Raw genomic sequence first — 10,210 nt, 5'->3', positions numbered from 1 at the left:
TTTTGCGTTGGGACTGAAATATTGTATGGTCGATTCATAAAATTAGCTGCGTCGTTACTGCTGCAGTGAACACACTGTGACACGAATTGTTCACATGTTTTGCCTGGAAAAATATGGCTAAGCTCATTATGGTAAGGCATGACAGTGATGTGGATTCTCAGGAGGAGATGACGATGAGTACAAGCGTATTACGCAAGTTGGGTTTAGCGTTGATGATTGCCTTGATGCTGGGCGGTGTAGTGGCCTGTGACGATCAGGGACCCGCCGAAGAAGCCGGTGAGAATGTCGATAACGCAATGGAAGATGCTGGCGAAAGCATGGAAGAAATGGGAGAAGATGTTCAGAGCTCTGCCGAGGAAGCACAGAACTGAGTGGCGTTCTCGTTATAGACATAAAAGGCCGGGCATTTGCCCGGCCTTTTATATTCTTGACTGGTAATTGGCATGCGCCTTAGGCGCCAGGGTTCTGCTCAATGCCTTGAATGTACCAAGGAGCTCCATCTCTCATATCACGCATCAGATGCCACGTCTCGTTAAACTCATTGCGCTCCCCATTTTCCTCGATGATGCCGTGGAAAATCACCGTGGCTTCGGCATTCTTGTCATACTCCCGGACGTCGCCAAGTTCGGCGAAGAGGCGCACTATCTCAGTACGGTTGTTCGCTGGATGTCGGTCACGCTCTTCGCGAAGTAAGTTGTAAAGCTCGGGTGTAACGTATTCCTGAATACCGCTGAAGTCATTGTTGTCCCAAGCGCGCTGAAGTGTCATGAAATGCTCTTTGGCACCACCCAGAAAGCGCTCCTTGTCGAACCAGACCGGATACGCTGATGCAGCGCTACTGTTGAGGCCGGTTGCAGTGAACACGTGGCTCTGCTCGTTCGTGCGGCTATCCTGTTGAGCATAGCCCTGGGGGCCTGAGGCCAGGGATGGTTGACGCCGGCGCCGGAATAGGCGGAAGGCAAGCCAGATGGCACCACCGATCAGTAGCATATCCACAAGGCGCAATTCATCGAAGGCCCCGCCAAAGAACAATGAGGCCAGCAGGCCGCCGGCGAGCAGGCCGGCAAAGGGACCGGCAAAACGGGACAACCCTTTGGATGGTTGACGATGTGGAGCGGTTGCCGTGCGGTTAAGTGTGGAAGACGTCGTGTTGGCGGAACGTGAGTAGGAGCCGAAGCTTTTGCCACCACCCAGGCGACGGGCGTCAGCGTGGTCGATGGCAAGGCCAAAGCCCAGCATTCCTACTAGCAGCGTGATAAAGAGATTGCGCATCTTGAGAGGAGTCTCCGTGTTGGCGCCAGAAAGTCGAGACTTGTCAGTTTACCGGCTATTCTCCTTGCTGGGGATAACCGATGACAGCGTGGAGGAGTGAGGATGCGCATAAGGCGGGAAAATAGCCTGATGTTGATTGTGGATCTGCAGTCCAGGCTGCTGTCGGTCATCGATGGTGGCGATCAGGCTGTCAATGAGGCGGCTTGGCTTGGTGCGTTGGCGTCGGACCTCGACATACCGGTGTGGTTGACCGAGCAGTATCCCGAGGGGCTCGGCCATAGCGATCCCCGTTTGCTGGAGGCATTGCCGCAGGCTCGGTGCTGGGCGAAGACGCACTTCGGTGCTCATGACGAACCGACTCTGGCCCGGGCCTTGGCGGAAAGCGAGCGCCATCAGGTGATACTGTGCGGAGCCGAAGCGCATATCTGCGTGATGCAGACGGCGCTTGGGCTCCTGGAAGCGAAATATGAGGTTTACTGGTTAGTAGAGGCCACTGCTAGTCGCCGTCGCGAGGAGGCCAAACTCGCGATGGAACGTGTCGCAAGTGCCGGTGTGGTGGCTGTGAGTGCCGACATGGTGGCCTATGAGTGGCTGCAACGCTGTGACGATGCATCCTTCAAACGGGCTCATCAGAATTTTCTGAAAGTGCGTTCGGCACGCCCTCTGCGTTTCTGAATATGAGAGCCAGTCAGACGATGCCTTCCTCTTCGCGGGTAAACACCAGCGTGTCACCCTCGGACATGGCCATATTGAAACGATAACCGGCCACATTGAAGTCCTTGAGACCTTCTGGGTCATCAAGACGCTGGTGAATCATCCAGGCGCTCATTAACCCACGGGCCTTTTTGGCATAGAAACTGATGATCTTGTACTGGCCGTTCTTGGCATCCTTGAACACCGGCGAGATGATTCTGGCCTTGAGCTTTTTGGCATCGATGGCCTTGAAGTACTCATTGGAAGCCAGGTTGATCAAAACCGGACTGCTACTCGCTGCCACTGCCTTGTCCAGCTCTTTGGTCAGGGTATCTTTCCAGAAGGCGTAGAGGTCCTTGCCAGCGGGATTGGGCAGGCGCGTCCCCATTTCCAGGCGGTAAGGCTGGATCAGGTCCAGTGGACGTAGCAGGCCGTAGAGGCCGGAAAGGATACGCAGGTGCCGTTGGGCAAAGACATTGTCGTCCTCATTGAAGGAAGAGGCCTGAAGTCCCATGTAGACATCACCCTGAAATGCCTGAGCTGCTTGCTTGGCGTTATCAAGGTCAAAAGGCGGCTGCCATTCAGCGAAGCGTGCGGCATTGAGCCCGGCCAACTTGTCGCTGATGCCCATCAACTCGGAGAGTTGCTGAGGAGAGTAGTCCTGCAGAACCTCGATCAGTTCCCGGCTCTTGTCGAGAAAGTCGGGCTGCGTGCAAGTCGTTGTGGTAGGCGATGTCTCAAAATCCAGCGATTTGGCGGGAGAAATCACGCTCAGCATGTAGCTGCTCCTGTAAGCCAATGAATATTGGCGATCAGTATATCAAGACGCTGTGTTTGCCGTGGCTATCGACACGATAGTCAGAGGGTACCTGCATGCTCAAGGACAGGGGTTGGGTAACCGCTTGTGTACTGCTTCGATGGCATCGAGCACTTCCTGTTCCAGCTTCAGGGATTCACTCGCCAGATTGGACTCGAGCTGTTCCATGGTGGTGGCGCCAATGATGTTGCTGGTCAGGAATGGACGTGAATTGACATAGGCCAAAGCCATCTGTGCAGGGTCGAGGCCATGGTCGCGGGCAATTCTTACATAGGCATGCGTTGCCTCTTCGGCAACCTCGGAGGTATAGCGCTGAAAGCGTTCAAAGAGGGTTAGGCGCCCCTTGGGAGGGCGAGCGCCATCCAGGTACTTGCCTGACAGCACACCGAAAGCGAGTGGTGAATAGGCCAGTAGTCCCACGTCTTCACGGTGGGCAATCTCAGCCAGTCCCACTTCGAAACTTCGATTGAGTAGGTTGTAGGGGTTTTGTACACTGGCCACGCGAGGAATATCCATGGTTTCCGCCAAGCGCAGGCAGCGCATCACTCCCCAAGGTGTCTCGTTGGACAGACCTATGGCCCGGACCTTGCCGGCATCCACCAGTTCTTTCAGAGCGGAGAGGGTTTCCTCGAGAGGGGTGGCGTCTTCCTCTTCGTCGGGGAGATAGCCAAGCTTGCCGAAGAAGTTGGTGCTGCGGTCAGGCCAGTGAAGTTGATACAAGTCGACGTAGTCGGTCTGCAGTCGGGTCAGGCTACCATCGATTGCCTGTTGAATATGCTCGCGAGTCAGGCGAGGCCCTCCGCGTATATGCGCTAGACCGGGGCCAGCGACCTTGGTGGCGATAATGATATCGTCGCGTGAGGCTCGACGTTTCAACCAACTACCAATGTAGGCCTCAGTACGTCCCTGGGTTTCCGCCATAGGGGGCACAGGGTACATCTCGGCGGTATCGATGAAGTTAATGCCAAAGGCCACGGCACGGTCGAGTTGCTCATGGGCTTCGGCTTCGCTGTTCTGCTCGCCGAAGGTCATGGTACCGAGGCACAACCGGCTGACGTTGATACCGGTTTTGCCCAGGGGTCGAATCTGCATTCGTCACTCCAGGTCGAAGAAAGAACAAATGGATGAAATCGCATGGTAGCCGGGGCATACCAAAGCGGCAAATGTCAGGGGGTTGAGTCGGCTGCAAGGTGAGCGTATGCTTGCCACCCCGTTGGCCCGGAGGAGTCCGGATAGCCAGTAGCTTAGAGAGTCAATGACACCCAGTACAGGACGTATCGTAGGTGTCGTTTTCTGTACACAGGACTCGAGGTTGTTTGCCATGCCGCAGGCATCTTCTTCTCTGTTCATTCGCCTCGAATTTCGACTGGCAGAGCAGCTCTTTCATGCCCGTTGGCTGCCGCGTTCACCGCGCACCCAACGTCTGACAATGCGCCTTTTCCAGCGCTGTGCCGATGCAGGGCATACGACGGCCTTGTCGATTTATGGCCATATGCTATTCCATCGTGCTATCAGTCCCCAGGACAAGGCCAAGGGGGCCAGCTATGTATTGCAGGCCGCCCACAGCGGAGATATTCGCGCTCAATATCAGGCTGGCTGTATTTATGAACATGGGTGTGCCCAGTACCCATCCCGTGATGATCACGCAGTGACTTGGTACGCACGGGCTGGCGAGGAGGGGCACCCCCTGGCAGCTACACGCCTGGCCCAAGCCTATCGTCAAGGTGAGCTGGGGCTGGCTGTGGACTCACAGCGTGCAGCCTATTGGCAGCAACTGGCCGATCAGTATGTTGCGCTGCCTGAAGTAGCACGTGGACGGCCAGTCCACCATTGATTCGACCTGCGTGCACTTTCGCTTTAGGCTGAAACGGGTAAGGACCCGATTGCCACGACAGAGGATGCCGATCACGTGACGCTGCCTACCCTGCTAGATATCGAAGCATCCGGGTTCGGGCGTGGCAGCTATCCGATCGAGATTGGCCTGGCCCGAGCTGATGGCAGTAGTTGTGCCTTCCTGGTTCAACCGCTTCCGGAATGGACCCATTGGGATCCCAAGGCTGAGTTGCTGCATGGTATTTCACAGGCACGTCTGGTGCGCGAAGGGCATCCGGTGCTTGAGGTGGCGCGTTGGCTCAACGACGAATTGGCTGAGATTGGTGTGGCTTACAGCGACAGCTGGGGTTACGACAATACCTGGCTGTCGCTGCTGTTCCATCACGCAGGTATGTTGCCGCGATTCCGACTGGAAGCCTTGCGTCAATTGCTGTGTGAGCGTCAGCTCGGATTATGGAACACTACCAAGGAAGCCTTGATCCGTGAACGTGGCATTCAACGTCACCGAGCGGGTGAAGACGCGCGCTTGTTGCAACTGACGTTCGAACGTACTCGCATCCTTGCCGAAGCTGAGAAGGCTCAACATCGCCCTGGGGCTTGATTACCCCTCGCCGCTTACCGCTAGTAGGACCTTGCCGATGGTGGCATTGCTCTGTAGATAGTCCATGGCCGTCTCGACTTGGTCGATGGGCCAGATACGGTCGATCATGGGACGAATTTCGCCATTGGATAAGCGCGGCCACACATGCGCGTGCAAGGCATCAAGGATAATTCCCTTGGCGCGGGAAGGTCGGGCGCGCAGCGTCGAGCCGATCAATCGTTGGCGCTTCATCAGCAGTCGCCCCAAGTCCAATTCGGCGCATCGTCCCCCCATGAGTCCGATCAATACCAGTCGCCCGTCGACATTGAGCACTTGTTGGTTATCTGCAAGGTAGCCCGCTCCCACGGGATCGAGAATCAGGTCGGGGCTCCCCCATTGCTTGACGGCTTCGACGAAGCTGCCTTGATGGCGGTTCCAACCGGCTTCAGCACCCAAGTTCAAGCAGGCTTCGAGCTTGTCGTCGCTACCGACAGTGACGAAACAAGGGTGTCCGAAGGCCTTGCACAACTGGATGCCCGCAGTGCCTACGCCACTGGCACCAGCATGCAGTAGCACTCTTTCTCCGGGCTTGAGAGCTCCTTCCATGAACAGATTGAGCCAGGCGGTGGCAAAAACTTCCGGTAGCGCGGCTGCCTCGCGCAAGCCGAGCCCGTGGGGTACGGGTAGTACCTGCTGGCAGGGAACCACGACCTCCTCGGCATAGCCGCCACCGGCCAAGAGGGCGCAGACCTGGTCTCCGACACGTAGCCGCTCCACCGCAGGGCCGACTTCCGTGAGTGTGCCACTGACTTCCAGTCCTAAGATCTCAGAGGCCCCGGGAGGTGGGGGATAATGGCCAGCTCGCTGCATGATATCGGCGCGATTCATACCGGCCCAGGCGACACGTAGCCGTACCTCATCGGAGCCTATGGGAGGTGGGGACGGTTGCTCCTGCCATACGAGTCGTTCTTCATCGAAAATGATGGCATGCATGGGGGATCTTCCTATCAAGGAGTGCCGAGCCGTTGTTCTAGAGCCTCAAGCAGCAATTCGGGGCGGTCGGCGGCGAGTAGCTGGCCTCGAGTGTTGGCATTGAGGAAGCCGTTCGTCACCGTGCTATCGAGGAAGTTCAGCAGTGGTGTATAGAATCCCGCAGTATCGAGTACACCAATGGGCTTGTCGTGCAGACCCAGATATTGCCAGGTCCAGATCTCAAATAGTTCTTCCAGTGTACCAATACCGCCTGGCAGTGCGATGAAGGCATCGGCATGAGCTGCCATACTGGCCTTGCGCTCGTGCATGTTGGTTACGCGGATGAGGCGGCTCAGTCCCAGATGGGCCTGTTCGCGTTCCACCAGATGGTCGGGCATGACGCCGATCACCTCGCCTCCCTCAGCCATGGCGGCATTGGCCAAGGCGCCCATCAGGCCGATACGAGCACCACCATAGACCAAGCCGTGACCCCGGCGAGCGATCTCGCGACCCAGGGCCTCAGCGGCTTCGCGAAACAGAGACACCCGTCCTTCTCGTGATCCGAGATAGACACATATGCTAGCCATGTTGTCCTCCTTGATGACGTCTTCATTCTATCAGGCCACTGCCGTTGGAGATCAGGGCAGGCAGTCGGCGACGCCATACTCGGCATCCAGCCACTGGCCGATGACATTGTCGCCGCACAGGTGGTGGGCGTATTGAGTGTGCAAGCAGCGAACCTGGTCCCAGTTACCGATGCCGCCAACACCTCGCTCGCGTAACAGTGTGGTGTATCCCAGACGCTCCACTTCAGCCTGCTGGCGACTGGACATGTGTTGCCAGCGACGCGCGACATAGTCGCGATGACTGTGGTGGTAGGCAGCGAGGAAATCCGGATCTTCCTGTAACCGTGCTTCGAGCTGCTTGATTACACCGCCAGCTTCAATCCGTGACAATTCAATCTTGAGGCGATCGGAGCATAGCCAGTAGAGGGTAGGGAAGGGCTTGCCATCAACGATGGACTTCATGCGCAACACGAGTGGAGTGCCATTGCCATCAGTGGCGGTCACGGCTTGGATACCACGTGGGGCACGACCCAGTTGAACGGTAATGGTCGCCAGTTGTTGAGGGTCAGGAACTTGATCGGTGTGGATCACCATCTTGCGGATCTCGCAGGAATTTGGGCGAACGCCCCACTGCACGAAAGAAGGCCTGGTTGAGCTGTACCGGAGTGGGAACATAACGCCATTGCCGCTGACAATAATCGTTGGCCCGGGCGATCAATACGTCGTAGAGGCGATTGAACGGAGCATCATAATCGTAGGGGTCGGCCCCGAACAAGCGGATATGCGGATAGTCGGCGAAACGCTCCATGAAGTAACGTTCCAGATCGGCTTCCACGGCTCGGTGCTGGGCAACATCGTCGGGATCGAGCCACAGGGTGTAGCGAATCGCCATGACACTCTCCAGGTTGGGGGGCGTATGCATGTGACCATGAAAGACATTGATCGGCTCAGATGCGTGCCAGGTTAGCCAACGTCGCTTGAGTGAGCCGCTCGAGATCGGCTGGGGCCAGAGCAATTTCCAGACCTCGCCGGCCGCCACTGACATGTAGCAGGGGCAGGTTCTCGGCACTGGTGTCTAGAAAGGTCGGCAGGCGTTTCTTCTGGCCTAGTGGGCTGATACCACCTACCACGTAACCCGTCGCGCGCTCTGCCTCGCTGGGATCGGCCATGCGTGCCCGCTTGGCCTTAGCGGCTCGAGCAAGAGCCTTGAGATCAAGCTGGGCAGCGACTGGCACGATGGCCACGACCAGACGATCGTCATCGAGTCGAGCCAGCAGTGTCTTGAAGACCTCCCTCGACGAAAGACCCAATGCCTCGGCGGCTTCTTCACCATAGGCAGGTGCCTTAGGGTCATGCGAATACTCTTTCAGCGTGAAGTCCATGCCCGCTCGCTCGAGAGCCTTCACGGCCGGTGTCATTGTCTGGCCTCGTCTTTCTCTTGCAAGTGCTCCCGCAGGGCTTGTCGCAAGTCACCCGTGATGGGTGTCGCTTGCTTGCGCTCATGATCGTAATGGACCATGACCGTATTGCCTTGGGCTGCCAGATGGCCGGCTTGCCACGCTTGCTGGGTTACGGTGAAAGAGCTGTTGCCCAGGTGCGAGAGGGAAGTACGGATTTCTACCAGCTGACCATAGAACAGCTCGGCATGGAACTCGACATCGAAGCGGGCCAGGATCAAGCGCCATTTGCGTGGATCCAGGTCTCGTGAACAAGCGGAACAAGTCGGTACGGCCCTGTTCGAACCAGACCGGTAAGCGAGTGTTGTTGATATGTCCCAGTGCGTCGGTATCGGAAAACGAGGGCTCCAAGGTGCGAATGAACATCGAGGAAACTCCATGCGATCAGATCAGGCGTTGGCTCTGAGTATCGGCCCAGGCCTCATTCAGAGCATCGCCGAGCGGTTCGAGCAAGTGGTCGGGTAGAGCTGTCATGGCCTCGTCGAAGCTAGAGAAGCGGCGATTGCGCAGCCAACAATAGGCCCAAGCGCATGCCTCGAGTTCGTCTCGTGGTACGGGGCAGGCCGGTATCTGCATCAGCAGGAAGGTTGCGGCACGTGCCGCCCACAAAGGTGGCTGAGCGTCACCGCTCCAGTCCTGCAGCGTGATGCCGTCAGGCGTGTCTTCAGGCTCGCCCAGTTTGGCAACCCGAGCGGTGTCGGCCAGGATCATCGCCAAGCGGTCGGGATCTGCCTGTCCGATCATCAGCCAGTGGCCGACTAGACGAGAGGTGCCACGCATGGCCTTGGCATAGAAGAGGCTTTCAGGCATGTTCAGAGAGTCCCTTGGTTTGCATACGAATCGAATTGCCGGATAGGAGTCGCCATGCGTTTCGATTTTGCCACGCCTATCGATCGACGCCATCCATGGCCATCACAGAAGTGGCATCGCTATGACGATGACGTCCTACCGCTGTGGGTCGCTGACATGGACTTCTTGTCCCCCCCCGAGGTAATCGAGGCACTGCGAGCACGTGTCGATCATGGCATATTTGGTTATGGCCGAGTACCGGACAGTCTACGCCAGAGCTTGTGTACTTGGAGTGTTGAGCACTACGGATGGGAGATCGAATCAGAGTGGCAGTTATGGCTGCCGGGGGTGGTTCCGGCTCTGCATCTGGCGAGTCTGGCCTTCACCAATCCGGGAGAAGGGGTCCTGACTCTGACGCCGATCTATCCACCCTTCCTCAAGGTGGCCACTCGTACCGGCCGCCTGGACCAGACGGCGCCGCTTGGAGAGCCCTCGAGATCAGGAGAGCCATGGCGACTCGATATCGAGGCACTGGAATCCGCCATCACTCCTGAAACTCGTTTGCTGCTATGGTGCCACCCCCACAACCCGACCGGACGGGTCTGGGATGAGGAGGAACTCGCTAGATTGGCGGCGCTGGTCGAACGTCATGATTTGGTGATCGTCTCCGACGAGGTGCACTGTGACCTGCTGCTCAATGCAGGGGCTCATCATCGGCCATTGGCGGCATTGTTTCCTTCGTTGGCCAGGCGCATCGTTACCTTGTGGGCGCCGTCGAAGACCTTCAATCTTGCCGGGCTGACCTGTGCATGTGCAGTCATCGAAGACCCTGAGTTACGTCGACGTTTTGCAGCACAATGTCGCGGCCTACAGCCAGATGCCAATGTGTTGGGACTTGCGGCTGCCGAGGCGGCATATGCCCATGGCGATCCCTGGCGTCGTGCCTTGCTCGAAGTGTTAGGCGAGCATCGCGAGCGGCTGGTAGCACAGGTAGCGCGTTGGCCTGGCGTTATCATGAGCCCTCCAGAATCCACCTACCTGGCCTGGCTGGACCTGCGCCAGGCAGGGTTGGGGGATGTCCCTCAGCAGACATTGCTCGAGCGTGCCAAGGTAGCACTGTCCGACGGTGCCGATTTCGGCTGGCCGGGCTTTGTCAGGCTCAATTTCGGTACCACTGCCACACAGCTCGACGAGGCGCTACGACGCCTCGACGGTGTGCTGGGGCCTTGAA

At 57.6% G+C, this 10,210-nt stretch carries 14 protein-coding genes and 1 pseudogene; 5 read left to right on the top strand and 10 right to left on the bottom strand.

Annotated features, from left to right (window positions below):
- The first annotated feature begins 173 nt into the window (after nt 1-173).
- Complete coding sequence (locus L861_RS15555) at nt 174-371, top strand: hypothetical protein (protein ID WP_016417431.1); 198 nt, start codon at nt 174-176, stop codon at nt 369-371.
- Between the two features lie 79 nt (nt 372-450).
- Here L861_RS15555 and L861_RS15550 read toward each other — a convergent pair whose 3' ends face one another.
- A complete protein-coding gene (locus L861_RS15550; RefSeq protein WP_016417430.1) occupies nt 451-1,272 on the bottom strand; it encodes a Tim44 domain-containing protein in 822 nt (273 codons plus the stop codon).
- Nucleotides 1,273-1,374: 102 nt separating this feature from the next.
- Here L861_RS15550 and L861_RS15545 point away from each other — a divergent pair, with 102 nt between their 5' ends.
- A complete protein-coding gene (locus L861_RS15545; protein WP_021029211.1) occupies nt 1,375-1,947 on the top strand; it encodes an isochorismatase family protein in 573 nt (190 codons plus the stop codon).
- A 13-nt stretch (nt 1,948-1,960) separates the two neighbouring features.
- Here L861_RS15545 and yaaA read toward each other — a convergent pair whose 3' ends face one another.
- Together yaaA and L861_RS15535 are read right to left on the bottom strand one after the other, a co-directional pair.
- Entirely contained in the window at nt 1,961-2,743 is a 783-nt protein-coding gene (gene yaaA / locus L861_RS15540; RefSeq protein WP_016417428.1) for a peroxide stress protein YaaA, read from the bottom strand.
- 99 nt (nt 2,744-2,842) lie between these two features.
- Nucleotides 2,843-3,874, bottom strand: coding sequence for an NADP(H)-dependent aldo-keto reductase (locus L861_RS15535; protein ID WP_016417427.1), 1,032 nt, complete (start codon nt 3,872-3,874; stop codon nt 2,843-2,845).
- A 229-nt stretch (nt 3,875-4,103) separates the two neighbouring features.
- On the opposite strand from L861_RS15535, the gene L861_RS15530 reads away from it, so the two are divergent.
- Together L861_RS15530 and L861_RS15525 are read left to right on the top strand one after the other, a co-directional pair.
- Entirely contained in the window at nt 4,104-4,616 is a 513-nt protein-coding gene (locus tag L861_RS15530) for a tetratricopeptide repeat protein (protein ID WP_027948127.1), read from the top strand.
- Nucleotides 4,617-4,691: 75 nt separating this feature from the next.
- A complete protein-coding gene (locus L861_RS15525) occupies nt 4,692-5,216 on the top strand; it encodes a 3'-5' exonuclease (protein WP_016417425.1) in 525 nt (174 codons plus the stop codon).
- Here L861_RS15525 and L861_RS15520 read toward each other — a convergent pair whose 3' ends face one another.
- From L861_RS15520 to L861_RS15490, 7 genes and pseudogenes are all read right to left on the bottom strand, one after another.
- Nucleotides 5,217-6,188 carry an NAD(P)H-quinone oxidoreductase gene (locus L861_RS15520; RefSeq protein ID WP_016417424.1) on the bottom strand — a complete coding sequence of 324 codons (972 nt, stop codon included), beginning with the start codon at nt 6,186-6,188 and terminating at the stop codon, nt 5,217-5,219.
- 14 nt (nt 6,189-6,202) lie between these two features.
- Nucleotides 6,203-6,754: an LOG family protein gene (locus tag L861_RS15515; RefSeq protein WP_016417423.1), complete on the bottom strand. Its 552-nt coding sequence runs from the start codon at nt 6,752-6,754 to the stop codon at nt 6,203-6,205.
- Between the two features lie 51 nt (nt 6,755-6,805).
- Nucleotides 6,806-7,327, bottom strand: coding sequence for a DUF501 domain-containing protein (locus L861_RS15510; RefSeq protein ID WP_027948126.1), 522 nt, complete (start codon nt 7,325-7,327; stop codon nt 6,806-6,808).
- Complete coding sequence (locus L861_RS15505) at nt 7,299-7,625, bottom strand: hypothetical protein (protein ID WP_016417421.1); 327 nt, start codon at nt 7,623-7,625, stop codon at nt 7,299-7,301. The genes L861_RS15510 and L861_RS15505 overlap by 29 nt, the downstream gene beginning before the upstream one ends.
- A gap of 55 nt (nt 7,626-7,680) precedes the next feature.
- The gene (ybaK, locus tag L861_RS15500; RefSeq protein ID WP_016417420.1) at nt 7,681-8,151 is read right to left on the bottom strand and encodes a Cys-tRNA(Pro) deacylase; all 471 of its coding nucleotides are present in this window, start codon (nt 8,149-8,151) and stop codon (nt 7,681-7,683) included.
- A pseudogene (locus L861_RS15495) lies at nt 8,148-8,556 on the bottom strand (acyl-CoA thioesterase). The gene ybaK and the pseudogene L861_RS15495 overlap by 4 nt, the downstream one beginning before the upstream one ends.
- 18 nt (nt 8,557-8,574) lie before the next feature.
- Nucleotides 8,575-9,000: a hypothetical protein gene (locus L861_RS15490; protein ID WP_016417418.1), complete on the bottom strand. Its 426-nt coding sequence runs from the start codon at nt 8,998-9,000 to the stop codon at nt 8,575-8,577.
- A gap of 54 nt (nt 9,001-9,054) precedes the next feature.
- Between L861_RS15490 and L861_RS15485 the strand changes: the two genes are divergently transcribed.
- Nucleotides 9,055-10,209 (top strand): MalY/PatB family protein, encoded by a 1,155-nt coding sequence (locus L861_RS15485; protein ID WP_016417417.1) that lies wholly within the window; start codon nt 9,055-9,057, stop codon nt 10,207-10,209.
- Nucleotide 10,210 lies beyond the last annotated feature (1 nt).

Source organism: Litchfieldella anticariensis FP35 = DSM 16096 (assembly GCF_000409775.1).
Classification (GTDB): domain Bacteria; phylum Pseudomonadota; class Gammaproteobacteria; order Pseudomonadales; family Halomonadaceae; genus Litchfieldella; species Litchfieldella anticariensis.
Note: the sequence above shows the minus strand (reverse complement) of the source record. Positions and strands in the feature narration are given on the sequence as shown.

Coding starts and splice junctions, on each gene's coding strand:
- L861_RS15490 (WP_016417418.1), bottom strand. CDS start 9,000: ATGCCTGAAAGCCTCTTCTATGCCAAGGCCATGCGTGGCACCTCTCGT.
- L861_RS15485 (WP_016417417.1), top strand. CDS start 9,055: ATGCGTTTCGATTTTGCCACGCCTATCGATCGACGCCATCCATGGCCA.
- L861_RS15545 (WP_021029211.1), top strand. CDS start 1,375: ATGCGCATAAGGCGGGAAAATAGCCTGATGTTGATTGTGGATCTGCAG.
- L861_RS15530 (WP_027948127.1), top strand. CDS start 4,104: ATGCCGCAGGCATCTTCTTCTCTGTTCATTCGCCTCGAATTTCGACTG.
- L861_RS15555 (WP_016417431.1), top strand. CDS start 174: ATGAGTACAAGCGTATTACGCAAGTTGGGTTTAGCGTTGATGATTGCC.
- L861_RS15535 (WP_016417427.1), bottom strand. CDS start 3,874: ATGCAGATTCGACCCCTGGGCAAAACCGGTATCAACGTCAGCCGGTTG.
- L861_RS15505 (WP_016417421.1), bottom strand. CDS start 7,625: ATGGCGATTCGCTACACCCTGTGGCTCGATCCCGACGATGTTGCCCAG.
- L861_RS15520 (WP_016417424.1), bottom strand. CDS start 6,188: ATGCATGCCATCATTTTCGATGAAGAACGACTCGTATGGCAGGAGCAA.
- yaaA (WP_016417428.1), bottom strand. CDS start 2,743: ATGCTGAGCGTGATTTCTCCCGCCAAATCGCTGGATTTTGAGACATCG.
- L861_RS15515 (WP_016417423.1), bottom strand. CDS start 6,754: ATGGCTAGCATATGTGTCTATCTCGGATCACGAGAAGGACGGGTGTCT.
- L861_RS15510 (WP_027948126.1), bottom strand. CDS start 7,327: ATGGTGATCCACACCGATCAAGTTCCTGACCCTCAACAACTGGCGACC.
- L861_RS15550 (WP_016417430.1), bottom strand. CDS start 1,272: ATGCGCAATCTCTTTATCACGCTGCTAGTAGGAATGCTGGGCTTTGGC.
- ybaK (WP_016417420.1), bottom strand. CDS start 8,151: ATGACACCGGCCGTGAAGGCTCTCGAGCGAGCGGGCATGGACTTCACG.